At 73.0% G+C, this 24,290-nt stretch carries 22 protein-coding genes; 14 read left to right on the plus strand and 8 right to left on the minus strand.

What is annotated here, in order from left to right; translation table 11 throughout:
* Positions 1 to 193: 193 nt before the first annotated feature.
* The 5 genes from EOT10_RS33975 to EOT10_RS33995 all read left to right on the plus strand — a co-directional run bounded on the left by EOT10_RS33975 (position 194) and on the right by EOT10_RS33995 (position 4,813).
* Positions 194 to 1,168, plus strand: coding sequence for an NADPH:quinone oxidoreductase family protein (locus tag EOT10_RS33975; RefSeq protein WP_127832222.1), 975 nt, complete (start codon positions 194 to 196; stop codon positions 1,166 to 1,168).
* On the plus strand, positions 1,165 to 2,352 hold the full coding sequence (locus tag EOT10_RS33980; protein WP_127832223.1) for an acyl-CoA dehydrogenase family protein: 1,188 nt from the start codon (positions 1,165 to 1,167) through the stop codon (positions 2,350 to 2,352). Before EOT10_RS33975 ends, EOT10_RS33980 begins: the two co-directional genes overlap by 4 nt.
* Complete coding sequence (locus EOT10_RS33985) at positions 2,349 to 3,440, plus strand: acyl-CoA dehydrogenase family protein (RefSeq protein ID WP_127832224.1); 1,092 nt, start codon at positions 2,349 to 2,351, stop codon at positions 3,438 to 3,440. The genes EOT10_RS33980 and EOT10_RS33985 overlap by 4 nt, the downstream gene beginning before the upstream one ends.
* A gap of 175 nt (positions 3,441 to 3,615) precedes the next feature.
* Positions 3,616 to 4,482 (plus strand): phosphatidylinositol-specific phospholipase C/glycerophosphodiester phosphodiesterase family protein, encoded by an 867-nt coding sequence (locus tag EOT10_RS33990; RefSeq protein ID WP_127832225.1) that lies wholly within the window; start codon positions 3,616 to 3,618, stop codon positions 4,480 to 4,482.
* 136 nt (positions 4,483 to 4,618) lie between these two features.
* On the plus strand, positions 4,619 to 4,813 hold the full coding sequence (locus EOT10_RS33995) for a hypothetical protein (RefSeq protein ID WP_127832226.1): 195 nt from the start codon (positions 4,619 to 4,621) through the stop codon (positions 4,811 to 4,813).
* A gap of 54 nt (positions 4,814 to 4,867) precedes the next feature.
* Here EOT10_RS33995 and EOT10_RS34000 read toward each other — a convergent pair whose 3' ends face one another.
* The 3 genes from EOT10_RS34000 to EOT10_RS34010 form a co-directional block, all read right to left on the minus strand.
* The gene (locus tag EOT10_RS34000) at positions 4,868 to 6,100 is read right to left on the minus strand and encodes a phosphodiester glycosidase family protein (protein WP_127832227.1); all 1,233 of its coding nucleotides are present in this window, start codon (positions 6,098 to 6,100) and stop codon (positions 4,868 to 4,870) included.
* Positions 6,101 to 6,174: 74 nt separating this feature from the next.
* Positions 6,175 to 6,534, minus strand: coding sequence for a DUF779 domain-containing protein (locus EOT10_RS34005; RefSeq protein ID WP_127832228.1), 360 nt, complete (start codon positions 6,532 to 6,534; stop codon positions 6,175 to 6,177).
* 52 nt (positions 6,535 to 6,586) lie between these two features.
* Positions 6,587 to 7,606, minus strand: a complete 1,020-nt coding sequence (locus EOT10_RS34010; protein WP_127832229.1) for an AraC family transcriptional regulator — start codon at positions 7,604 to 7,606, stop codon at positions 6,587 to 6,589.
* A 70-nt stretch (positions 7,607 to 7,676) separates the two neighbouring features.
* On the opposite strand from EOT10_RS34010, the gene EOT10_RS34015 reads away from it, so the two are divergent.
* The gene (locus tag EOT10_RS34015; protein ID WP_127832230.1) at positions 7,677 to 9,227 is read left to right on the plus strand and encodes a flavin-containing monooxygenase; all 1,551 of its coding nucleotides are present in this window, start codon (positions 7,677 to 7,679) and stop codon (positions 9,225 to 9,227) included.
* Here EOT10_RS34015 and EOT10_RS34020 read toward each other — a convergent pair.
* Together EOT10_RS34020 and EOT10_RS34025 are read right to left on the minus strand one after the other, a co-directional pair.
* Positions 9,207 to 10,583 carry a pyridoxal phosphate-dependent decarboxylase family protein gene (locus tag EOT10_RS34020; RefSeq protein WP_223281356.1) on the minus strand — a complete coding sequence of 459 codons (1,377 nt, stop codon included), beginning with the start codon at positions 10,581 to 10,583 and terminating at the stop codon, positions 9,207 to 9,209. The two genes, EOT10_RS34015 and EOT10_RS34020, sit on opposite strands and share 21 nt — an antisense overlap.
* Positions 10,584 to 10,751: 168 nt before the next feature.
* A complete protein-coding gene (locus EOT10_RS34025) occupies positions 10,752 to 11,513 on the minus strand; it encodes a FadR/GntR family transcriptional regulator (RefSeq protein ID WP_127832231.1) in 762 nt (253 codons plus the stop codon).
* A gap of 169 nt (positions 11,514 to 11,682) precedes the next feature.
* On the opposite strand from EOT10_RS34025, the gene EOT10_RS34030 reads away from it, so the two are divergent.
* Complete coding sequence (locus EOT10_RS34030; RefSeq protein ID WP_127832232.1) at positions 11,683 to 13,077, plus strand: MFS transporter; 1,395 nt, start codon at positions 11,683 to 11,685, stop codon at positions 13,075 to 13,077.
* Positions 13,078 to 13,255: 178 nt separating this feature from the next.
* Here EOT10_RS34030 and EOT10_RS34035 read toward each other — a convergent pair whose 3' ends face one another.
* Positions 13,256 to 13,936: a GntR family transcriptional regulator gene (locus EOT10_RS34035; protein ID WP_127832233.1), complete on the minus strand. Its 681-nt coding sequence runs from the start codon at positions 13,934 to 13,936 to the stop codon at positions 13,256 to 13,258.
* Between the two features lie 216 nt (positions 13,937 to 14,152).
* On the opposite strand from EOT10_RS34035, the gene EOT10_RS34040 reads away from it, so the two are divergent.
* The 3 genes from EOT10_RS34040 (at position 14,153) to EOT10_RS34050 (ending at position 17,742) form a co-directional block, all read left to right on the plus strand.
* A complete protein-coding gene (locus EOT10_RS34040) occupies positions 14,153 to 15,517 on the plus strand; it encodes an amidohydrolase family protein (RefSeq protein ID WP_223281357.1) in 1,365 nt (454 codons plus the stop codon).
* The gene (locus EOT10_RS34045) at positions 15,514 to 17,040 is read left to right on the plus strand and encodes an APC family permease (RefSeq protein WP_127832234.1); all 1,527 of its coding nucleotides are present in this window, start codon (positions 15,514 to 15,516) and stop codon (positions 17,038 to 17,040) included. The genes EOT10_RS34040 and EOT10_RS34045 overlap by 4 nt, the downstream gene beginning before the upstream one ends.
* Before the next feature lie 129 nt (positions 17,041 to 17,169).
* Positions 17,170 to 17,742 (plus strand): dihydrofolate reductase family protein, encoded by a 573-nt coding sequence (locus EOT10_RS34050; protein ID WP_127832235.1) that lies wholly within the window; start codon positions 17,170 to 17,172, stop codon positions 17,740 to 17,742.
* Between the two features lie 48 nt (positions 17,743 to 17,790).
* Here the strand turns inward: EOT10_RS34050 and EOT10_RS34055 are convergent, their stop codons facing one another.
* A complete protein-coding gene (locus EOT10_RS34055; protein ID WP_127832236.1) occupies positions 17,791 to 18,153 on the minus strand; it encodes a thioesterase family protein in 363 nt (120 codons plus the stop codon).
* A 49-nt stretch (positions 18,154 to 18,202) separates the two neighbouring features.
* Entirely contained in the window at positions 18,203 to 20,008 is a 1,806-nt protein-coding gene (locus EOT10_RS34060; RefSeq protein WP_127832237.1) for an FUSC family protein, read from the minus strand.
* Between the two features lie 589 nt (positions 20,009 to 20,597).
* Between EOT10_RS34060 and EOT10_RS34065 the strand changes: the two genes are divergently transcribed.
* From EOT10_RS34065 to EOT10_RS34075, 4 genes are all read left to right on the plus strand, one after another.
* Positions 20,598 to 21,230 (plus strand): DUF1345 domain-containing protein, encoded by a 633-nt coding sequence (locus EOT10_RS34065; protein ID WP_127832238.1) that lies wholly within the window; start codon positions 20,598 to 20,600, stop codon positions 21,228 to 21,230.
* A gap of 38 nt (positions 21,231 to 21,268) precedes the next feature.
* Entirely contained in the window at positions 21,269 to 22,762 is a 1,494-nt protein-coding gene (locus EOT10_RS42690) for a PP2C family protein-serine/threonine phosphatase (protein ID WP_262985460.1), read from the plus strand.
* A gap of 5 nt (positions 22,763 to 22,767) precedes the next feature.
* The gene (locus EOT10_RS42695; protein ID WP_262985461.1) at positions 22,768 to 23,016 is read left to right on the plus strand and encodes a serine/threonine-protein phosphatase; all 249 of its coding nucleotides are present in this window, start codon (positions 22,768 to 22,770) and stop codon (positions 23,014 to 23,016) included.
* Positions 23,017 to 23,168: 152 nt separating this feature from the next.
* Positions 23,169 to 24,194 carry a methyltransferase gene (locus tag EOT10_RS34075; RefSeq protein ID WP_223281358.1) on the plus strand — a complete coding sequence of 342 codons (1,026 nt, stop codon included), beginning with the start codon at positions 23,169 to 23,171 and terminating at the stop codon, positions 24,192 to 24,194.
* The last annotated feature ends 96 nt before the right edge of the window (positions 24,195 to 24,290 follow it).

The raw sequence follows: 24,290 nt of genomic DNA on the forward strand, positions 1-24,290 counted from the left end.
GGGACGCCGAAAGCTCCATGCCCACGACGACCGACGTGTCTGCGACGCGCGAACGACGCGCCCACGGTGTGCCTGCGGCCGGTCTGCGGCGCGGTGCGCGAAAAAGGGGCCCCGGCCTGTTCCCAGAAATCCAAGCGACTGCTTAGTATGCGAGCGAGCCCGGTCAGACGAAGCAGTCCCGTGGAGGCCCCGCATGCAGGCATGGCAAGTGCACCGGAACGGCGAGCCGAGCGAGGTGATGGAGCTCGCCGAGATCGAGCGACCCGTCCCCGGGGACGGGCAGGTCCTGCTCAGGGTCCGCGCGGCGAACATCAACTTCCCGGACGCGCTGATGTGCCGCGGCCACTACCAGGTGCGCCCGCCGATGCCGTTCACGCCCGGCGTGGAGATCTGCGGCGAGACCGAGGACGGGCGGCGCGTCCTGGCCAACCCGGCGCTGCCGCATGGCGGTTTCGCCGAGTACGCCGTCGCGGACGAGGCCGCCCTGCTGCCCGCGCCCGATTCCCTCGACGACGCCGAGGCCGCCGCCCTGCACATCGGCTACCAGACCGGCTGGTTCGGCTTGCACCGCAGGGCAAACCTCCAGGCCGGCGAGACGCTCCTCGTGCACGCGGCGGCCGGCGGCGTCGGCAGCGCCGCCGTCCAGCTCGGCAAGGCCGCGGGCGCCACCGTCATCGGCGTCGTCGGCGGCGAGGAGAAGACGAAGGTGGCCCGCGACCTCGGCTGTGACGTCGTCATCGACCGCCGCGCCCAGGACGTCATCGCCGCCGTGAAGGAGTCCACCGGCGGCCGGGGTGCCGACGTCATCTACGACCCGGTCGGCGGCGAGGCGTACACCCAGTCCACGAAGGTCGTCGCCTTCGAGGGCCGGATCGTCGTCGTCGGCTTCGCCAGTGGCACGATCCCCAGCCCCTCCCTCAACCACGCCCTGGTGAAGAACTACGCGATCCTCGGCCTGCACTGGGGTCTGTACAACACCAAGGACCCGAAGCTCGTCGCCCACTGCCACGAGCAGCTCACCGGGCTCGCCGCGCGCGGCGCGATCAAGCCCCTGATCAGTGAGCGCGTGCCGCTGGGCGGCGCATCGGCGGCCGTGCAGCGCGTCGCCGACGGCGTCACCACCGGCCGCGTCGCCGTGGTGCCGGGTCACGAGGGGGCGGGCGAATGACCGACGCCGCCGAACTGCGCCGCCGTACAGAGGAGTTGCTGGCCGCGCACCCGCCGCGGAGCACGGACCGTTCCGACTTCCTGAAGGCCCGTTTCGACGCGGGTCTCGCCTGGGTGCACTTCCCGGAGGGGCTCGGCGGGCTCGGCCTGCCGCGTTCGCTCCAGGCCGTCGTGGACGCCGAACTCGCCGCGGCCGGCGCCCCGGACAACGAGCCGCGCCGCATCGGCATCGGCCTCGGCATGGCCGCGCCGACCATCCTCGGCTTCGGCACCGACGAGCAGAAGCGGCGCTTCCTGCGCCCGCTGTGGGTCGGCGAGGAGGTGTGGTGCCAGCTGTTCAGCGAGCCCGGCGCGGGCTCCGACCTCGCGGCGCTCGGCACCCGCGCGGTACGCGACGAGGCGAGCGGGGACTGGGTGGTCGACGGGCAGAAGGTGTGGACGTCCGGCGCGCACAACGCCCGCTGGGCCATCCTCATCGCCCGCACCGACCCGGACGTGCCCAAGCACCGCGGCATCACCTACTTCGTCTGCGACATGACCGACCCCGGCGTCGAGGTGCGACCGCTGCGCCAGATCACCGGCGAGGCCGAGTTCAACGAGGTGTTCCTCACCGGCGTCCGCATCCCCGACGCGCACCGCCTCGGCGCGGTCGGCGACGGCTGGAAGGTCGCGCAGACCACGCTCATGAACGAGCGCGTGTCGATCGGCGGCTCCCGCATCCCGCGCGAGGGCGGCATGATCGCCACGCTCGCCAAGACCTGGCGCGAACGCCCGGAGCTGCGCACCCACGACACGCACCAGCGGCTCCTCAAGCTGTGGGTGGAGGCCGAGGTCGCCCGCCTCACCGGCGAGCGCCTGCGCCAGCAGCTCGTCGCCGGCCAGCCGGGCCCCGAGGGCTCCGGCATGAAGCTGAACTTCGCCCGCCTCAACCAGGAGATCACCGGCCTGGAGCTCGAACTCCTCGGCGAGGACGGCCTGTTGTACGACGACTGGACCATGCGCCGGCCGGCCCTCGTCGACTTCATGGGCCGTGACGCCGGGTACCGGTACCTGCGCGCCAAGGGCAACAGCATCGAGGGCGGGACGAGCGAAGTGCTGCTCAACATCGTCGCCGAGCGCGTCCTCGGACTGCCGTCCGAACCGCGCACCGACAAGGACGTCGCCTGGAAGGACCTCGCGCGATGAGCGACCTGCTGTACACGGAGGAGGAGGACGCGCTGCGGTCCGCCGTCCGCGACCTCCTCGCCGACCACTGCGACGCCGCGTCCGTGCTGGCCCGCGTCGAGACGGACGAGCCGCACGACCGCGCGCTGTGGAAGTCCCTCACCGAGGGGATGGGGCTCGCCGGTCTGCTCGTCCCCGAGGAGGTGGGCGGCCAGGGCGCGACCCACCGCGAAGTGGCCGTGGTCCTTGAGGAGTTGGGGCGCTCCGTCGCCCCCGTCCCCTATCTGACCAGTGCGGTCGTCGCGACCGAGGCGCTGCTCGACTGCGCGGGTGACGAGGCGTCCACCCTGCTCGCCGCGCTCGCGTCGGGCCGCACGGTGGGCGTGCTCACGGTGCCCCTGTCGGCCGCGCCAGGCCAGGCCTTCGACGGCGTACGGGCGGAGGGCGGCCGGCTCGACGGGCGGGTCACCGGTGTCGCCGACGCCGCGGCGGCCGACGTGCTGCTCGTGCCGACGAGCAGCGGCCTGTACGCGGTCGGCGTCGGCGTGGACGGTGTCACGGTCGAGCCGCAGACCTCGCTCGACCGCACACGGCCCCTCGCCACGGTGACCTTCGCCGGGGCGCCCGCACGGGTGCTCACGGACAATGCCGTACCGGCCGTCCGCCGTGCGCTGCGGGCCGGGGCGGGCCTGCTCGCCTCCGAGCAACTCGGCGTCGCCGACTGGTGCTTGACGGAGACGGTGCGCTACACACGTGAGCGTCACCAGTTCAACCGTCCCGTCGGCTCCTTCCAGGCGCTCAAGCACCGGCTCGCCCAGGTGTGGCTGGAGGTCGTCGGCACGCGCGCCGCGGCCCGCAGCGCGGCGGACACCCTCGCGGCCGGGAGTGACGACGTGGACGTCGCGGTGGCCGTCGCCCAGTCGTACGCCGGCCCCGCCGCCGTCCACGCGGCGGAGGAGGCACTTCAGCTGCACGGCGGCATCGGCATGACCTGGGAACACCCGGTCCACCTCTACCTCAAGCGGGCCAAGGCCGACTCGATCGCCCTGGGGACCGCGGGGCGGCACCGGGAGGAACTGGCCGAACTGGTCGACCTCCGGGCGCCCTGACGTACGGGACCGGAGGTGGGGCCCGCCCTTGCCGGGCCCCACACCCGGTCGCGGCAGCGGCGGCAGATGAACCCGGGGTGCAGGTCCGGCCAACTCCCGCCCCGGGCCTGCCCATCGGGGCGCACGGGCACCCATACTCGCTGAGGTCCCGTACGGCACTCCCCGGGAGGTACACATGGCCCACCCCACCCGTCGCAGAGCCCTCACCGCCCTCACCACCCTCGCCGCGGCAGTCACCGCGACCGTCGCCGCCCCCGCCTACGCGCAGGCGGCCGAACGGAACCGCGGACCCCGGCCCCTGGCACGCGCCCACGCGCACAACGACTACGAGCACCCCCGGCCCCTCCTCGACGCGCTCGACCACCGCTTCGGCAGCGTCGAGGCGGACATCTACCTCGTGGACGGCGAGCTCCTCGTCGCCCACGACCCGGTTGACCTCGACCCCAAGCGCACGCTCGCGTCGCTCTACCTGGAACCTCTCGCGGCCCGCGTCAGGGCCAACCACGGCTCCGTGTACCGCGGTTACCGCACACCGCTGCAGCTCCTGGTCGATATCAAGACCGAGGGTGCGGCCACCTATCTCGAACTCGACCACCAACTGCGCGGCTACCGGCACCTGTTCACCACGTACGCCCACGGCCGGGTGCGGGACGGCGCGTTGACCGCGGTGATCTCCGGCGACCGCGCCGCCCGCGAACCCATGGAGCGGCAGCAGGTCCGCAGCGCGTTCTACGACGGCCGGCTCACCGATCTCGGCGGCGCCGCGCCCGCCTCCTTCGCGCCGCTCGTCAGCGACAACTGGACGAACAACTTCACCTGGCAGGGCGCGGGCCCGATCCCGGCCGCCGAGCGCGAGAAGCTGCGCGGCATCGTGGCGGCCGCGCACCGTGAGGGCCGCCGCGTCCGCTTCTGGGCCACGCCGGACCTCGCGGGGCCCGAGCGGGACGCCCTGTGGAGCGAACTGCTCGCCGCGGGCGTGGACCACCTCAACACGGACGACCTCGCGGGTCTCGAAGCGTTCCTCGACGCCCACGACGCGTAGGGGGCGCGCCGCCGTAATCAGGTGCGCCCCCCACATCACTCGTTCGGCGGACATGTCACTCGCCCGGGCGCAGCCTCCGCTACGCCACACTTGCGGCCGAAAGCCGCGGTGTTGGCGTGGCGGAGGAGGTTCGGCGATGTCCCTGTCGATTTCGGTCGTGCTGCTGCTTCTGATCCTGGCGGTGGTCTTCCTGCGCAACGGCGCGATGAAGATCTCGCACGCGCTGGTCTGCGTGCTGCTGGGGTTCCTGCTGGCCGGCACGAGTATGGCGCCCACCCTGCACAACGGGCTGACGGCGACGGCGGGCATCGTGAGCAGCCTGAATCCCTGAATCCCTGAATCCCTGAATCCCTGACCCCGGCCACCGGGGCGGCGATCACGCCGGTCACTGCTTCGAGAACACCCCGATCCCGTTCGCCACGGCACGCTCCGGCGGGTCCGTCGGGTGGTTCCGTACGGTGACGGACGCGGCGCCCGGGTCCCTGGTCGCCAGGGTCGACGAGCCGCCGCCGTCCAGGCTGAACGCGTCGTCCGCGCCCAACTTGCCCATCGCGTCGGCCACTTCGGCGATCGTCAGGCCCGTGCGGTACTTCGGGGCGCCGTCGAGAGCCAGCAGGAAGAGGTGGCGGCCGTCGCTCGTGGCGCCCGCGGCGGTCCGTACCGCGGCGGTCTTCGTGTCGAGGCCGGGCAGGGGCGCGCCGTCCCGCAGGACCGGGTAGCCGCCGACCGCGAAACGGAAGGGGACATGAGAGGAAGCCGCCACGAGCCGGTGGGTGATCTCGACGCGGTCGCCCTCCGACAGCTTGCGGAGCTCCTGCGCGCCCGCCTCGCGCCCGACGAGGACCGTGGTGCCGGACGCGACGGGACCCTTGCCGGGAGTGTCGGCCGACGACACGACGCGGCCCTCGCGGACCGTCACCTCGTACGTGTCCGTGCTGCACGGCGCGGCCCGGTTCATGTCCGTGCCGCACGTCGCGCGCACCCGGGAGACGGAGCCCCAGTCGGAGGTGAACGCGCCGACCGAACCGACCGGCAGGGCGTACTGGTTGAGGCCGCCCAGCGGCAGTGTCCTGCCGTCGGCGCGGACCGAGCCGTCCAGGGCCATGCGGTCGAGGCGGGCGCGGTGGTCGACGCCCACGCCGAGCACGTCCTCGGTCGTCGTGCCGGGCGGGAGCGCCGGACCGAAGCGCTGGCCGTCCGGCACGGCGGACTTGAGGGTCCGGCCGCTCGCGACGGCCGGGCCCACGGAGGCGCCGGTGGCCTCGACGCCCGGGTGCTGGGACTCCGTGATGTTGAAGAAGTCGCCGTTGACACCGCCGACGGCGCCGCTCGCGTCGGCCAGTGAGGAGATCGTGGCCCGGGCGCCCACCGCGTCCGGGTGCAGCAGATCGACCCGCACGTGCGGGGCCCGCAGGTCGACGCTCAGCACATGGGCGTGCGTGAGTCCCTTCGCCGCGGGTATGTCGAACTCCTCGTAGGTGACACCCGGGGCGATCGTGGTGCCGCCGCCCTCCGCGCCACTGGCCGGCGCCGCGCCGGCGAGGGCGGTGCCGGCCAGTGCGGCGAATGCGGCACAGGCCGCCAGTGTCGTTCTGACGCGCGCGTCGTGATGTCTCACGTGCCCCCCTGAAGCCCGGATAACTCACCCCTGTCTCAGGGGAGTTCACCAGACGCGGAGGGGCGCGTCGATGGCTAGGTGCCGACCAGCCGGGAACGGATGAGGAAACGTACACCTTCGGGTGCTTCGAGGGAGAAACCGCTCCCGCGCCCCTCGACCACGTCCACGATCAGCCGGGTGTGGCTCCAGACGTCGAACTGGCTCCTCGACATCCAGAACCCGACCGGCTCCGCCACACCCTCCACGACCAGCGACGCGAGCCGCACATCACTGCCGCCCGTGCGGAACTCGCCCGCCGGGTAGCACATGGGAGCACTGCCGTCGCAGCACCCGCCCGACTGATGGAACATCAGGGGCCCGTGGGCCGCGCGCAGCCGCCGCACCAGATCGGCGGCCGTCGGGGTCAGCTCCACACGCGGGGCCTCGTCGCTCACGGCAGGCTCCTTCCGTAGGCGGTGTCGCGGGACATCGACAGTCAACTCCCCGCTACGTTGCAGGAAGGTTGCGGCCCTGTCCGAGGCGGACGGCGCGGGGCGTGGTTCCCCACCAGCGCCGGCAGCAGCGGTTGAGGGCCGACTGCTCGGAGAGGCCGAGGAGCAGGGCGATCTGGCCGAGGGGGAGATCGGTGCCGGTGAGGTAGTGGTGGGCGGCGCCGCGCCGCTGCTCGTCGACGACCCGCGCGAACGTCGTGCCCGCGGAGCGCAGCCGTCGTTGCAGGGTGCGTGGATGGACGTTGAGGAGCCCGGCGACGGTCCCGATCTCGGGCGACGACGTCCCGAGCGACTGCTCGACCACGGCCCGCACACTGCCGACGACGTCCGCGGGCTCCCTCGGCAACTGCTCGTCGAGGTACGCGAGCGCGAGGTGCCGCAGACGCGAATTGCCGCCGCCGAGCGAGCGGTTGGCGAGACTGACGGGGACACGCAGCAGGGCGGCGGGGCGGTCGCCCTTGACGGGTACGCCGAAGAAGTCCTCGTACACGGACAGTGGCGCCGACAAGGGGTGGGGGAGCTCCACCGAGCCCAGTCCGTACGGGCCGACGAGGTACAGGACGGCGCGGTGCAGGAAGCCCAGGGAGAGGTCGATGCCCTGGGGCGGTGCCTGGACGCCCGCGCGCACGCCGTAGCGCAGGGCGGCCATGCCCGGGGTGCCGTAGGGGTCGGGCTCAAGGGTGAGGTGCATCGAGCGGGCGTGGACGAAGAGGTAGCGGGTGGTGCACTCCAGGGCGTCCCCGAGCGTGTCGGAGTTCTGGATGGCGAGGGCGAGCGCGCCCAGCATGCCCAGGTCCTGACGTGCGGCGATCCGCAGTCCGAGGTCGGCGCACCCGAGGTCGGCGGCGGCCAGTTCGAGGACGGTGGCCATCGCCTCCTCCGGCACGAGGACGTCGTCCGCGTCGAGCGCGGCCGGGGGACAGCCGGCCTGCCGGGCGTACGCGTCGGCGTCACCGCCGAGTTCGGCCACCGTGGCGCGGAAGCCGCGCAGCCCCGCCGATCTGATCACGGACATGTCGTCCAGGGTCAAAGAAGTGTCGCCCCGGGTCAATGCCTGCCGGGTGTGCTTCCGGACACTGGAAGACATGACGTACACCGCAGACTCCAGCACCGCGGGTTCCGCGGACCGGCCCGAACACATCGACGTCGTCATCGTGGGCGCCGGTCTGTCCGGTGTCGGCGCCGCGTACCGGCTGCAGACCGAGTGCCCGGAACGCTCGTACGCGATCATCGAGGCGCGGCGGTCCCTGGGCGGGACCTGGGACCTGTTCCGCTACCCGGGGGTGCGCTCGGACTCCGACATGTTCACCCTCGGCTACGCGTTCAAGCCCTGGCGCGACAGCAAGGTGCTCGCCGACGGCGGGTCCATCCTCCGCTACATCAAGGAGACGGCCGCCGAGTTCGGCATCGACCGGCGGATCCGCTACGGCACGAAGGTGCTCGGCGCCGACTGGTCGACCGAGGCGGCGCGCTGGACCGTGACGCTGGAGCACACCGACGAGGCCGGACACCGCACCCGCTCCACCGTCACCTGCGACTTCCTCTACTCCTGCGCGGGCTACTACGACTACGAGAAGGGGCACACCCCCGACTTCGAAGGCGTCGACTCGTTCGACGGCACCGTCGTGCACCCGCAGTTCTGGCCCGAGGACCTGGACCACGCGGGCAAGCGTGTCGTCGTCATCGGCAGCGGCGCCACCGCCGTCACCCTCGTCCCCGCGATGGCACAGAGCGCCGCGCACGTCACCATGCTCCAGCGCTCCCCGACCTGGATCAGCTCCCTGCCCTCGCGCGACAAGCTGGCCGACAGCGTCCGTGCCGTCCTGCCCGAGCGGGCCGCCCACCGCCTGGTGCGAAGCAAGAACATCCTGTTCGGGATCGGCGTCTACCAGTTCTGCCGGCGCAGCCCGAAAGCGGCACGACGCCTGCTCACCGGCCTCAACAAGCGCCTCCTCAAGGACGACCGCCTCGTCGACGAACACCTCACGCCGTCGTACGACCCGTGGGACCAGCGACTGTGCGCCGTGCCCGACGCGGACCTGTTCAAGGCCCTCAGGCGGGGCGACGCCGAGATCGTCACCGACCACATCGACCGCTTCGTCCCCGAGGGCGTCCGGCTGCGTTCGGGACGCGTCCTGGAGGCCGACATCGTCGTGACCGCCACCGGGCTCCAACTCCTCGCGTTCGGCGGGATAGCACCACGCGTCGACGGTGAACCCGTGGCCCTGAACCGCCAGTTCGTGTGGCGCGGCGCGATGATGACCGGCGTCCCCAACTTCGCGGTGTGCATCGGCTACACCAACGCCTCCTGGACCCTGCGCGCCGACCTCACGTCCCGGCTCGTCTGCAAGGTGCTCAACCACATGCGCCGCCACGACTACGCGGCGGTGGAGCCGAGGCCGACGAGCGCCCTGAAGGAGCGCCCGCTGCTCGACCTCGCCGCCGGCTACGTCCAGCGCTCCATCGACGCGTTCCCCCGGCAGGGCGACCGCAGCCCGTGGAAGGTCCGCCAGAACTACGTGCTCGACGCGGCGTCGACCCTGCGCACCAACCTGCACCGCACGCTGGCCCCCACTCCGGCGTCCCGCGTACGCGCGGCCCGCGCCGCGAGGGCCCTATCCCTCGTCGACCAGTGAGCCGAGGATGGCGCGGACGGTCTCCTCGGTGATGCCCGGGTGGAGGAAGGCGAGGCGGGCGACCGTCTCGCCCTCCCACACACTCGGCGTGACGAAGGCCGTCCCCGCCGCGAGCAGCCGCTTGGACCAGGCGTAGTAGTCCTCCGGCTGCCAGCCGGTGCGCCGGACGAGGACCACCGTCAGCTCCGGCTCGCGCAGCAGCTCCAGACCCTCCGTCTCCTCGACGAGGCGTGCTGTGCGGCGGGCGATGTCGGCTCCCTTGGCGACCGCGTCCCGGTAGGCGTCGGTGCCGTGCACCGCGAGCGAGAACCACAGCGGCAGCCCGCGGGGGCGACGCGTGAGGTGGTACGCGTAGTCGCTCGGGTTCCACTCGGTCTCGTCGTCGGCGCCGTCCGCCCCGTGGATGGCGTCGAGGTACGACGCGTCCTGGGTGTGGACCGCGCGGGCCAGCTTCGGATCGCGGTAGAGCAGCGCGCCGCAGTCGAACGGCGCGAACATCCACTTGTGCGGGTCGACCACGAGGGAGTCCGCGTGTTCGATGCCGCGCAGTCGCTCGCGCAGCTCCGGGACGAAGAGCGCCGCCCCGCCGTACGCCGCGTCGATGTGCAGCCACAGGTCACGGGCGCGGGTCTGCTCGGCGACGCCTTCCAGGTCGTCGATGATGCCGGCGTTGGTGGTGCCCGCGGTCGCGACGGCGGCGACGACGGGGGCGCCGCCGTCCCGCTCGGCGGCGTCGAGCGCGACGCGCAGGGCATCGCCGGTGAGCCGGTGGTCGGCGGTGGGCACGACGAGCGGCTCCACACCGAGGATGCGCAGCGTGTTCCCGACCGACGAATGGACCTGGTCGCTCACCGCGATCCGGACGGGGGCGTGAGGGGACAGGCCGCGCCGGTGGCGGCCGGTGTCGCGGGCGACGACGAGCGCGGAGAGGTTGCCGGCGGAGCCGCCGCTGACGAAGCAGCCGCCGGCCGACGCGGGCAGCCCGGCCAGGTCGGCGAACAGGCGAAGGACCTGGTTCTCCGCCGCGACCGCGCCGGACGCCTCCAGCCAGGAGACGCCGTGCAGGGAGGACGCGGAGAGCACCATGTCGAACAGGGCGGCGGCCTTGGTCGGGGCGCCGGGTATGAACGCGAGGAAGGCCGGGTGGTCGCACGAGACGACGGTGGGTTCGAGGGCGTCGGTGTAGGTGCGGAGCACGTCGGCGGGGGGCTGCGGGGCGGATCCGATCGCGTCCTTGAGCGCCAGGGTCAGCTCCTGGGGGTCGCCGAGGCGGCCGAGCGGCGGCTGGTCGAGCCGGAGTCGGTGCAGCAGGTGGTCCATGACCTGCCGAGTGAGGTCCTCGTCGTAAGAGTGCACGGGGCGTCTCTCCTGTCGCGCGCTGCCGGGTGGGCCGGTGTTTGTATTTGGGTCTCCATCGGATCCATTCCGGAGGGTAGGCGCCCGCGAGGTGTGCGTCAATCGCCGGCGCCGACGGAACGCGCCGCCCGGAAACCCTGCCGCACCCCGCCCGGCCGGGCACCCGCGTCAGTCGTGCGCCGCGAACTGGTCGAGCAGCGCGAGGAACTGGCGGTGCGAGTCGAGCAGGTGATCCCGCATCCGCGCCTCGGCCTCCGCGCCGTCCCCGGAGAGCACGGCGAGCGCGACGGCCTCGTGCTCCTGCCGGAACGCGGAGCCGAAGTCCCGCTCCGCCGGGTACACCCGGCTCCAGTCCGAGCCGAGCCATAGGGCGTTGCCCCCGACGAACATCTCGGCCCGCGCCCGGGTCACCGCCTCCGCCAGGACCTCGTTGCCGCCGGCGGCCGCGATGCCCAGGTGGAAGCCGGTGTCGGCGCGGTGGTACTCGCCGAGGTCCGTGACCTCGGTGTCGAGCATCGCCACGAGGTCACGGCGGGCCGCACCCGCCCCGCGCTCGGCGGCGAGCCGCGCGGCGAACGGCTCGATCGCGAGCCGGTACTCCATGTAGTCGCGCAGCGATGCCCGGATCGTCGCGGTGACCGCGGCCCGCGACCCCTCGCCGCCAGGGCGGGCGGGGGCCACGCGGGTGCCGCCGCTGCGTCCGAGCGTGGTCGTGACCAGGCCTTCCTCGGCCAGCTCGCGCACCGCCTGCCGCACGGTGTTGCGCCCCACGCCGAACGCGGCGGACAGCTCCCGCTCGGTGGGCAGCTTGTCGCCGGGGCCGAAGCCGCCGAGCGCGATGCGCTGACGGAGTGCCTCGGCCACCACGGCGTGCGACGCCGCCTGGCGCGTTCCCGCCGTCCAGTCGTCACGATTCTCGCTGTTGCTCACGGGCCCTCTCCCAGCTCGCGGGTCACGCGCGTCCCGTCATGCCCCCGGACGGCCATGGTATTGGACTTGGCGTGAACCCTATTGACAGCCCCCGGGGAGCCGCTTAGCGTCGCCCCCACGTTTTTGGGTCCATGGCGAACCCAATCGTTGGTCGTGAAGGAGTACGCACATGAGCACAGTCGCAGACGGCGCTACGGACCCGGGGCCCCGGCGCCGGTCCGGGCCGTGGAAGGTCGCCGGGGCCTCGATGATCGGCACCAGCGTCGAGTGGTACGACTTCGGCATCTACGCCACCGCCGCCGCGCTCGTCTTCCCCGAGCTGTTCTTCCCCGAGATGAACCGCGCCCTCGGCACGCTCATGTCGTTCGCGACCCTCTTCGTGGGATCCCTCGGACGCCCGCTCGGCGCGATCCTGTTCGGGCACATCGGAGACCGCTACGGCCGCAAGCGCGCCCTGATCTGGTCGATGACCCTCATGGGTGGCGCCACCTTCTGCATCGGCCTGCTCCCGGGCTACGCCACCATCGGCGTCGCCGCGCCGCTCCTGCTCGTCCTCATCCGCATGGTCCAGTCGCTCGCGGTCGGCGGCGAGTGGGGCGGCGCGGTGCTGTTCGCCGTCGAGCACGCACCGCCCCGGCGCCGGGCTTTCTTCGGCTCCTTCCCCCAAGTCGGCGACGGTGTCGGCTACTTCATGTCCACCGGCGTCTTCGCCCTGGCCGCCATGGCCGGTCACGCGGCCCTGGTCGGCTGGGCCTGGCGCCTGCCCTTCCTGCTCTCCGCCGTCCTGGTCCTCGTCGGCCTGGTGATCCGCAGGTCCATGGAGGAGTCACCCGAGTTCGAGGCGGCCCGTCGCGCCGAGGCCGCCGAGGAGAAGCAGGCGGCGCCCTTCATCGCCGTGGTCCGCGACGCCTGGAAGACCTGGCTCCTCGCCTCCGGCGCCTTCCTCATCACCGTGGGCGGCTACTACGTCGTCGTCACGTTCATGTCGACGTACGCCGTCACCGAACTCGGCTTCACCGACTCGCAGGTGGCCGGCGCCGGCACCGCCGCCTCCGTGGTCGTCATCGTGTGCACCCCGCTCGCGGCGATCGTCGCCGACCGGCTCGGGCTGCGCCGCGTCACCCTGACCGGCATCCTGCTGCATCTCGTCGTGGCGTTCCCGATGTTCTGGCTCGCCGACACCCGCTCCGTGCCCGGCCTCTGGCTGGCCATGTGCCTCCCGATGCTCGCCAGCACGATCGCCTACGCCTCGATCGGCACCCTCATATCCGGCTGGTTCGCTCCCCGGGTCCGCTACACGGGCCTGTCGATGAGTTTCCAGACGGCGGGTCTCGTCGGCACGCTGGCCCCGGCCGCGGCGACCTGGCTGTTCAGCGCCGCCGGGAACTCGTGGATCCCCGTGGCCGCTGCCTTCGCCGCGATGGCACTGGTCAGCGCGGGCTGCCTCGCGGCCTTCCGGCAGGCTCCGGCTACGGGGCAGGGCGGCGAGGAAGGCGAGAAGGCCGAGGGCGCAGGGCGTACGGCGGCGGAGGCGCTTCCCCAGGCAGCCGCACCGGTCGAGTAGACGCACGGCACGCGGCACACCCCTTACGACCCACGTCCCCCTGCCCTCACCCGGCGGACATCCACCGCAACACACCGCCCCGGTGACTGCTTCGGCAGCCGCCGGGGCGGTCTCTGTTCATACGAAGGCGGGGGCGGGGGCGGGGCGGGGGCGAGGGCAGCCAGCCCCGAGCCGGACGTCAGCCCGGCTCGGCGAAGTACCGCAGCGCCGAGTCGCGCGTGCCCGCCACATGGTGCCGGGCCAGCTCCTCCGCGCGCTCCGCGTCACGGGCGCGGATCGCCTCGTACAGCCGCTCGTGCTCGCCGCACATCGGGTCGCCGTCGTTGAGTTCGGAGGTGAGCCGGAAGAGGCGGCGCAGCCGGGCGTCCAGGGGGGCCATCAGTTCCTGGAGGAGCGGGTTGCCCGACGCCTCGACGATCTGCTGGTGGAAGTCCGCGTTGTGGGCCACGGCCTGGCGCAGCTTCCCCGCGTCGGAGGCCTTGCGGCTGCGCGCCAACAGCCGTTCCATCGTGCGCAGTTGAGTGGTCGTCGCATGGCGGGCGGCGAGCCCCGCCGCGAGCCCTTCGAGGTTCTCGCGGATGTCGAAGAGGTACGCGGCGTCCTGTGCGCCGAAGTCCGTGACCACGGAGCCCCGGCGGGCCTGCACGGTCAGGAACCCCTCCCGCTCGAGGCGTTGCATCGCCTCTCTCAAGGGGATGCGGGACACGCCCAGTTGCTCCGCCAGCTCCCGCTCCACCAGGCGCCGGCCGGCCGGGAAGGTCCCCTCGATGATCCGTTCGCGGAGTTCCACGTAGACCTGCTCGCGCAGGGACTGGTGGCTCTCGCCGATCGTGGGGAGGCGGTCAGGGCGGGTGGTCATCGAGTCCTTCTCCGGTGGGGTGCGGGGCGCGGGCGTGGCCGGCCCCGGGGCGCCTCTGATCATCGCAGACCTCCGAATCGGGTGCCGACAGCCATTGCCTGGTATTCGGTATACCAGTTAGCTTGTCGTTGCCCGCCGCTCACCAGCAGCGTAGCGCCCCAGTCGCCACCGGCTGGTCAGTCGTGCCGGGCGTCATACGAACAGTTGGAGGAAGTCGTGTCGCACCCCGCCGACACCCCGTCGATCCCGCTCGCCCCCGAGATCCTGAGGAACGCCACGTTGCCCGACGGCCGCCGCGCCGACGTGCACCTGGCCGGCGGCCGCGTCACCGCCGTGGTGGACCGGCCCGCCATGGTGGACCGGCCGGCCATGGTGGACGGGCCCGCCACGGTGGACGGGCCGGGCGCCGGACGCGGGCCCGATGCCGCGCCCGGCACCGGCACCGGCACCGGCACCGGCACCGGCACCGTCGACGTCGGGGGCGCCCTCGTCCTCCCGGCCCTCGTCGACGGCCACGCGCACCTGGACAAGACGCTGCTCGGTGCCCCCTGGCAGCCGCACCCCGCCTCGGCCACCCTGCGCGACCACATCGCGAACGAGCGGGCCCTGCGCGCCACGACCGCCGTACCCGTGGCGGACCGGGCCACCGCGCTGGCGAACCGCATGGTGTCCCTGGGGACCGGCCACGTGCGGTCGCACGTCGACATCGACCCGGACGTGCGCCTGGACGGACTGCACGCGCTGGTGGAGGTGCGGGAGAAGTTCCGTGACCGGCTCGGGATCCAGCTCGTCGCGTTCCCGCAGAGCGGGGTCGTGAGCGCGCCGGGCGTCGCCGACCTCCTCGACGCGGCGCTCGCGGAGGGCGCCGACCTGATCGGCGGGCTCGATCCGGCGGGCTTCGACGGTGACGTGGACGGACAGCTCGACATCGTCTTCGGCCTGGCCGAGCGGCACGGCGCCGGCATCGACATCCACCTGCACGACGGGGGAGAGACCGGCTCCGCGCAGCTGCGGGCGATCGCGGAGCGGACGGCGGCCCTCGGCCTGAACGGGAAGGTCGCCGTCAGCCACGCCTTCGCCCTCGGTGACGTCGACGGCCCCGAACTCGACCGCACGGCCGCCGCCCTCGCCGCCGCCGACGTGACGATCATGACGAACGGGCCCCGGCACTCCATGCCTCCCGTGCTGCGCCTGCGCGAGCACGGTGTCCGCGTCTTCGCCGGCTCGGACAACATCCGCGACACCTGGTGGCCGTACGGCACCGCCGACATGCTCGAACGCGCCACGATCATCGGGCTCCAGGACGACCTCATGACGGACGAGGAACTGCACGTCGCCGCGTCGCTGGTCACCGACGAGGCGGCGGCCGCGCTCGGCCTCGCCGACTACGGGATCGCCCCGGGCTGCCGGGCCGACCTCGTCGTCGTCGCGGCGGGGAGTGTCCCGGAGGCGGTCGCGGCCCACCCGCGCCGCCTGCTGGTCCTGCACGACGGACGGGTCGTGGGCCCGGCACCGGAAGCGGACTACCCGGCCTTCGCCGTACCGGGCGACGGCATCCCCACCACGGAGGAGAAGCGATGAGCGTCCAGTCGACCACCAGAGACTCCGCCGCCACCGCGGCCCCCGCCACCAAAGTCCCCGGCAGCCCCGCATCCGCGGACCCCGGCCAGGACACGGGCTCCGGCGCCGGTCTCTCCTCCGGCCAGATCGGCACGTTCGATCTCGTCTTCTTCGTCGTCGCCGCGGCCGCGCCCCTCACGGTGCTGGCGGGTGTGGCGCCCTTCGCCATCTCCATCGGCGGCGCCGGCACCCCTCTCGGCTACCTGATCTCGGGCGCGCTCCTCGTCTTCTTCGCCGCCGGTTTCACGGCCATGAGCCTGTACGTGCGCAACGCGGGCGCCTTCTACGCCTACGTCGCGCGCGGCCTCGGCCGCACCCTCGGTGTCGGCATCGCCTACGTCGCCGTGGTCTCGTACAACCTCATCACCCCCGGAGTCGCGGCCGCCTTCGGCTACTTCGCGGCCGGGTCGATCCACGACGCGACGGGCGCCGACATCCCGTGGTGGTCGCTCTCCGGCGTCTGTGTGCTCGCCGTCGGCGTCCTCGGCTTCCTCCGGGTGACCCTCAGCGCGAAGGTCCTCGGCGTCGCACTGGTCCTCGAAGTGCTGACCCTGCTCGTCATGGACGGCGGCATCCTCGGCCACCGCGGCACCGCCGCCCTCGACATGCAGTCCTTCGACCCGGGCACGCTCGCCACCGGCGGGGTCGCGGGCATGTTCGTCATCGTCATCGGCGCTTTCACGGGCTTCGAGGCCACGGCGATCTACGCGGAGGAGGCGCGCGAACCGAGCAGGACCGTGCCGAGGGCCACCTTCATCGCCATCGGCTTCCTCGCGCTGTTCTACTCCGCCGGAGTGTGGCTCGTCATGGGCGCCTTCGGAACCGACAAGGCGGTGGCCATGGCCCGAGCCGCGGCCGGACCCGAACTCACCTTCAAGGCAGGCGAGTTGTACGTCGGCGCCTGGCTGGCCGACACGATGCACGCCCTGGTCGTCATCAGCGCCTTCGCGGCCACCCTCGCCTTCCACAACGCCGCCGCCCGGTACCTGTACGCCCTCGGCCGTGAAGGGCTCCTGCCGCGACGCCTCGGCGCCGTCTCCGCCCGGCACGGCTCCCCGGGCACCGCGGTGACCGCGCAGACGGTCTTCAACCTGCTGGTGATCGTCGTCGGCGCCGTACTCGCCGCCGACCCCTTCGCCCAGGTCCTGATCTGGACCAACAGCATCGCGGTCCTCGGCATCATGCTCATGCAGGCGCTGGCGGCCCTCGCCGTGTGGGCCTTCTTCCGCCACGACCGGCGGGGCCTGTCCACGGCCCGGGTGGTGTGGTCCCCGCTCATCGCGTTCGCGGGCCTCGCGCTCCTGACCGTCCTCGCGGCCCTGCACTTCGACCTCCTGACCGGCGCGTCCTGGACGGTGAACGCCGTCCTCCTGGCACCGCTCCCGATCGTGCTGGTGGCCGGCATGGCCATCGCCCTGCGCATCAGGAGCCGGGATCCGCAGCGCTACGCCCGGCTGACGAACGTGGACGTCGAAAGGGACTGACACGCGCGCGGCGATGAGTTGAGGCGTCCCGCCCGGTCTATGTATCGACCGGGCGGGACACCTTTCCCGTATATCCGATACATCCGCTACATCCGCTACATCTGGTACACCGGAACCCTGGGAGATGTCATGGGCAGCGTAGTGATGCACAACGTCGTATCCGTGGACGGCTTCATCGCGGACGCCGACGACGAGGTCGGCCCGCTGTTCGAGTGGTACGGGAACGGGGACGTCGAGATCGGCGCGGGCTGCACGGTGTCGAAGACGTCGGCCGCCTATGTACAGCCCATGTGGGCGGACCTCGGTGTCCTGGTGATCGGACGTCACCTCTTCGACCTCACCAACGGCTGGGAGGGGTCGCCGCCCGCGGGTGAGCACGTGGTGGTCGTGTCGCACCGGCCCCGGCCCGAGGGCTGGCACCCCGAGGCCTCGTACTTCTTCGTCGACGACGTGGCGCGGGCGGTCGCCAAGGCAGGGGAACTGGCGGGGGACCGCACCGTCGGCGTGGCCGCCGGCGACGTCGGCGGCCAGGCACTCGCCCTCGGCCTGGTGGACGAGGTGGCGATGGACGTCGTACCGGTGGTCTTCGGCTCGGGCAAGCGGTACTTCGGCCCGGTCGACTCCCAGCACCTCCTGGAGGACCCGCACGTCGTGGTCCAGGGCGACCGCGTGCTGCACCTGCGCTACAAGGTCCGCCGTTAGGCCTCTGGGTCTCTGGGTCTCTGGGCCTCTTCGTCTTCTCGTCCCGGCTCACTCCTGCGCGGACGCGCCCGCGAGGAACCGGCGCCGGTCGACGATCGCCCGGTCGATCTCGCCCGTCGCGACCAGCTGCCCCGAGCCGTCCACCGCCCGGACACGGAAGGTGAGCTGCCGCCCCTCCGTCTCGGCGGGCGGATCGGCGAGGACGTCGACCCGGCCGCCCACCGGCGTGGCGTGGAGATGCCGGATACGGACACCGGTACCCACGGTCGTCAGGCCGGCCGTGACGAAGGGTGCGGCGGCCCGGACAGTGGCCGCCTCCATCCACGTGATCAGCCACGGGGTGGCGAGAACGGGCACGTCACCGCTCCCCACCGCCGTCGCGGTATGGGCCTCGGTCACTTCATGGCGCATCACACCACGCTAGGGCCTGTCGTCCCCTTCCCGCCTGCCGGGCGGCCACCTAGGGCAGGTGGTGGAGCCGTTCCAGGAGCAGGTACGCGCGTTGCTCGGCCGCCGCGAGTTCGGCGGGGTCGATTCCGGCCGGCCACAGTTCTCCCGCCGCCGCGTCGTCGGCATCCCTCAACTCCACGACCGCCACGACGAGTTGAACCTGAGCGACCGGCAGCGGGGGTCCTGCCCGCCCGGTCAGTGACCGCTCCGCCTGTGCGGACGCCTCCGTACACGCGGCCAGCGCCCGTTCGACCCGCACCGCGGCGCGGTCATGGAAGACCAGCAGCGCGCAGAGCAGCCCGACGACGATGCCGAGCACGCTCCCCAGCACCCGGTCCGCCACGAGGGAACCGGCCGGGGCGGGCGACGCCAGGTCGCTCATGAGCAGGGCCAGCGGCGTGAGGAAGACGACGCCCAGACCGTAGTTGCGCGGTACGAAGTACTCCAGCAGGAATTCGAGGAGCACGATCACGCAGGCCAGGGCCACCGGGTCCGGGTCGGTGGCGAGCACGCCGAGCGCGAGCAGCAGTCCGACGACGGTGCCGAGGGTGCGCTGGACGGCGCGCTGTGCCGTGGTGCGTACGTTGACGGAGTGCAGCACGGCGGCGGCGGAGATCGACGCCCAGTAGCTGTGCTCCAGGCCCGCGACCACGGCGAGCCCGCCCGCGACGCCGGTGCCCAGCACCATCCGCAGCGCGGGAACGGCCAGCACGGCCCGGTGTTCGGGGCCGCCGGTGCTGTGCCCCATGAGCAGTTCCGTGGCACGCCACGCGACGGACCGGTCGGGTGCGGCGGGGGACTGGCCGTCCTGTCCGGCAGGAGACGGTCCGGAAGAAGACGGTTCGGCAGGCGACTGGTCGTCCGGCGTGGGCGGGTACGGGCGGGAGAGTTCGGGCAGCATCGTGGGCGGCCGCCGGCTGCGTTCGGTGAGCAGACGCGCCTGGTCCCGCAGGTGTTCCGCCGTGGCGGCGGGGTCGTCGGGCGGCCTGCGCGCGGAGCCGATCAGCAGCGACCAGCACAGGTCGGTGAGGCGTACGAAGGTGTCCTCGCGGCCGGCCTCGCGTGCCTGTGCGGGCGGGGCGAGGCCGAGCGAGTGGTAGGCCCGCAGGACCGCGACGGTCGCGCGGTGCCGCGCCCGCCGCGCGTCGCCCCCGGACACCGGCCCGGTCAGCAGCTCCGCGATCTCCCGTAGGGCCGTGGCCACGGCGAACCGCTGCGGCCGGTCGGGGTGGACGAACCGGCCCGACACACCGAGCACCCAGGCGACGGCCGCGCCCGCCGCGGCCAGCGCGGTCTGTGGAAGGACGTCGGCGGGAGCGGGCGAGCCGTTGGCCGCCACCGCGAACGAGAACAGCAGCAGTACGGCGCCGAGCCCGCTCAACCGGGTCGCGTCGCACGCCCACTTCGCGAGCCCGGCGACCACGGCCGTCGCGGCGACGACGGCTGCGGCACCCGCTCCGCCCGCGTGCGGACGCACCCACGCGGCGAGCGCGGACCCGCTGCCCACGCACGCCGTCATGGCCACCGCGACGAGCGCGAGCACGCGCGCCCGGCGCGGGTAGGGGAGGTTGCGCCCGAAGGTGGTGGTGAAGGCGCCGAGCATCGCGTAGACGGAAAGGCCGGGCCGCCCCGCGATCGCCACCGGCAGCGCGACGAGCGCCATGGCGAGGGCACCGCGTACGGCGAAGAGCAGCGCCCCGTCCGCCCGGTGCAGCGTGAGGGACCCGCGCGGGGAGAGCAGGCGCACCGCGCCGGTCACCTGGAGCCGCCGCCCGTGCCTGGTCACAGCGGGAAAGGAACGGCGGCGAGAGGACATGTCCGGTGTATATCACCGGTCCCGCCCACCCACCGCCCCGGGCTTCGCCAGCCACGCTTCCCGGCCCCGGGCTTCCCCGCCCAGGCTTTGCCAGCCACGCTTCCCGGCCCCGGGCTTCGCCGCCCAGGCTTTGCCCGCCAGGCTCCCCGACCGGGGCTTCGCCGACTGGGCTTCCGCGCCCTGGGCTTCGCCGCCCCGGCTTTGCCAGCAGGGCTCCCGCTCGGGCTTCCCCGCTCGGGCTTCCCCGCTCGGGCTTCGCCGACTGGGCTTCGCCGGCCAAGCTTCCTGGCGCCGGCCCCCCGCCGGGCCCCTGTCCCTGGGCTTCGCCGGCCGGGCTCCCTGCCCGAGCTCCCTACCCCGGGCGTCGCCGGCCGGGCTTGCCTACCCCGGGCTTGCCCGCCCAGGGCTTCGCCGACCGGGCTTCCTGGCGCCGGCTCCCCGCCCGGGCCCCTATCCCTGGGCTTCGCCGCCACGGCCCCTACCCCCGGCTTCGCCGCCAGGGCCCCTACCCCCGCGGCTTCGCCGGTCGGGCAAGCCCGCCCCCGGCTTCGCCGGGCCAGGGTAGGAGGGAAACGCTACTGTGGCGGCCATGAGCGCCTGGCTGCCCTTGTCCGCGGTTCCCCGGCTGGGTGCGGCCGTGTTTCTGGGGGCCGTCGCCGGTGCGGTCGTCGGCGTGACGACCAACATCCCACTGGGTGTTCTCTCCGCCATCGCCGCGACGGAACTGGCCTTCCTGCTGGCCGGCTGGGCGGTGCTCTGGCCCATGGACGCCGCCGCCACCCGCGCCAACGCCCGGCGCGAGGACTTCCGGCCCGTCACCGACGAGCTCGTGATCGTCGCCGTCGCCCTGTGCGGCCTGATCGCCACCGTGCTGCTGCTCCTGCTGGGCAAGTCCGACAGCGGCCACGCCGCGGCGGCGGTCGCGCTCGGCGGCGTGTTCATGGCCTGGGCGGCGCTCCACCTGATGTACGCCACGCGGTACGCCTACCTCTACTACACCGCCGGCAAAGGGATCGACTTCAACTCCGACGACCCGCCCAGGTACAGCGACTTCCTCTACTTCAGCTACAACCTCGGCATGACCTACCAGGTGTCCGACACCAATGTGTCGAGCACGCAGATCCGTGCCGTGGTGCTGCGGCACACCCTCCTGTCCTACGTGTTCGGCACCAGCATCCTCGCCACGACCATCAACCTCGTCACGGGCATCGTCACCGGCTGACCCCGGAGGGCGCAGTGGCACGACCGGGAAACGGTGGGATGGACGGCAGGGACGACAGCCACACCCGCCTCGAACTGCACGCCGTCGAGGAACTGATCGCGGAGCAGCGGCGCCGGATCCACGCGTACGTCGGCCGGCGGGAGCGGTACACGGGCGGGCCGGCCGCGGGGGCTGTCCCGGCCGGGGACGCCGGCAGGACGCCGCTGTGCGAGGCCCGGGAACTCTTCGACGCGATGCCCGTCCCCGGGCTCCTGATCACACCGGTCCCCGCCGGGGACGGCACGCTCGACTTCCTGTACGCGGGGCAGAACGCGGCGTGCCGCCGCTACGCCGACGCCGTCGCGCCCGACTGGGAGTCGTGGTCCCGGCCCTGGCCGGGCCTCGTGCGGCTGTTCGACCTCTTCCCCGGCATGGCGGACAGCGGGGTGCCGCTCCTGCTCACCGACGCGTACCGCACCGGCGAGCCGCAGGGACCCGTGTCCGGCGAGTGGTTCCTGCAGACGCCCGGCGGGGAGGTCGTGCGCATCAGCAACGAGGTGCGTGCGGCCCGCTGCGGCAGCCAGCTCCTGCTGACCTGGGAGCGGGGGCACCGAGCGGCGCTGAGCCGGGCCGCCCAGCGCCTGGCCCGGTACTGCTGGGCGGAGTGGAACCTCGGCGACGGCTCGGTCCTCGGCTCGTTCGCGGTGCGCCAGGTCCTCGGCCTCCCCGCCGGCGCACCGGTCCCCGGCCTCCTCGATCTGGCGGCCATGACCGACAGGCGCGACCTCGACGCCCTCTACGAGGTGCTGTACGACGTGATCCTGCGCGGCCGCGCCGCCGAGTGCGAACTCACCCTCGCCCGGGTGAGCGCCCGCGTCGTACGGTTCGCGGCCGAACCCGTGCGGATCCCCGGCGGCCCCGTCTGGGGCGTACGCGGCGTCATGATGGACATCACCCGCGGCCGGCGCAGCAGCGAGCGCGCCCGGCACGCCGAACGCGAGGTGCTCAGGGAGCGGGAGCGCTCGCACGCCCTCACCGACGTGGCCGACACCCTGCGCGAGGCGGTGGTGCCGCGCTTCGCGAACCCCCTCGCCCCACTGGGCCTGGAGGCCGCGGCCGTGTACCACCCGGACCCGGGCGCGGCCGGGGTGGGCGGAGACTGGTTCAAGGCCCGCGTGCTGCCCAACGGCCGGGCACTCCTGGCGATCGGCGACGCCCGGGGACACGGCGTCGAAGCCGTCACGCTCATGGCCAAGCTCCGTTACGCGCTGGCCGGTCTCGCCTACACGGAGGAGCCGGTCGAGAAGCTGACCACCTGGCTCAACCAGGTCGCCTGCGACGACGGGCCGGAGTCCACCGCCACCGCGATCGTGGCCCGCTACCGCCCCGGCGCTTCCCTCCTGCGCTGGACGTGCGCCGGCCACCCTCCTCCGGTCCTGGTGCGGGGAACACGAGTTCACCCGCTCCCGGACCCTCCGGGCGGACCCGGCCTGCCCCTCGGGGTCGTGCCGGGGGAGTCGTACCGCGCGGCGGAGAGAGCCCGGGCGACGTGATCCTGATGTACACCGACGGCCTCGTCGAGCGGCGGGGCAGCGACCTCGACACCGACACGGCCCGCCTCCTGGACGTGGCGGAGCGGCTGGCCCGCGCGGGCATCGCGCCCGCCCACGACGGCCTTGAACGCTACGCGCAGGACGTCGTGCGGGAGATGGCCGGCCCGGACCAGAGCGACGACGCGACCCTTCTCGTCGTGCGCTGCCTGCATTCGGAGACGGACGGACAGGAAGCCGAACAGATCGAATCGTGAAATGAACCGGCCGGTTCAGCCGGTTCAGCCGGTTCGGCCGGTAATCCCCGGAATTCCCACGTGGCATTTCCGCTTGGTATTCCGCCGGCGCGGGTACGGGCGACGGCAGACGATTCGACGGGGACGTCGACGTACGGCCTGAAGGAGGCCCGGTGACGGACAAGGACCAGGAACGGAACCAGGTGGACGAGGCGTGGGGCGGGCCGCTCTGGCCCGCGGCCGATCTGATCACGCCCATGGCGCTGCGGGTGGCGGCGACGCTGCGGGTCGCGGACGCGATCACCGAGGGAGTCACCTCGGGCAAGGACCTCGCCGCCCGCCTCTCCGCCTCGGCCGACCCGCTCGTACGTGTACTGGACCATCTCGTCACCGCCGGGTTCCTGCGCCACGACGAGGACGGCAACTACGCGCTCACCGACGCGGGCCAGTGGCTGCGTGACGATCACCCGCAGGGCGTCCGGGCGACGATCGACCTGGAGGGGGCCATCGGGCACGCCGACCTGTCCGTCGTGGAACTCCTGCACACGGTGCGCACCGGTGAGCCCGCCTTTCCCCGGTACTTCGGGCTCGGCTTCTGGGAGGACCTCGCGGGGAACGCGGGCAGGGCCGCGTCCTTCGACACGCTGATGGGCCGCGAGCTGAACGCCGAAGCGGCGACCGTCGCCGCCGCGTACGACTGGTCGGCCCTCGGCGACGTCGTCGACGTGGGAGGCGGCAACGGATCGCTGCTGATCGCCCTGCTGCGCGCCCATCCCACGCTCCGCGGAACCGTGCTCGACCTCGCCGCGCCGTCCGCCACCGCCGCCGAGGCCCTGACAGAAGCCGGTCTCACCGATCGCGGGACCGTGACGACCGGCAGCTTCTTCGAGCCGCTGCCCGCCGGCGCGGGCGGCTACGTCCTCTCCCGGGTGATCCACGACTGGGGCGACGACGACGCGCGCCGCATCCTCCGGAACTGCGCGGACGCCGCACATCCCGACGGCAAGGTCCTCGTGGTCGAGCAGACGCAGGGCGGCGACCACGTCAGCACGGAGATGGACGTGCGTATGCTCGCCTACTTCCTGGGCCGGGAGCGCGGTCTGGACCGGCTCACCGAGCTGGCCCATGACGCGGGGCTCGTCCTCGGCACGGTCACGCCCGCCGGGCCCCGCACCGTCATCGAGTTCGGGTGCCGGTAAATCCCTCCGTGAGGATAAAACCTCCGGGAGGAATGGGCAGCCGCTGCGCCGTTTTCCCTGCGCTTGCGGGCCGGCGGACATCGCGCTTGGCTGGTA

Origin of the sequence: Streptomyces antnestii (genome assembly GCF_004005495.1) — a bacterium.
Taxonomy (GTDB): domain Bacteria; phylum Actinomycetota; class Actinomycetes; order Streptomycetales; family Streptomycetaceae; genus Streptomyces; species Streptomyces antnestii.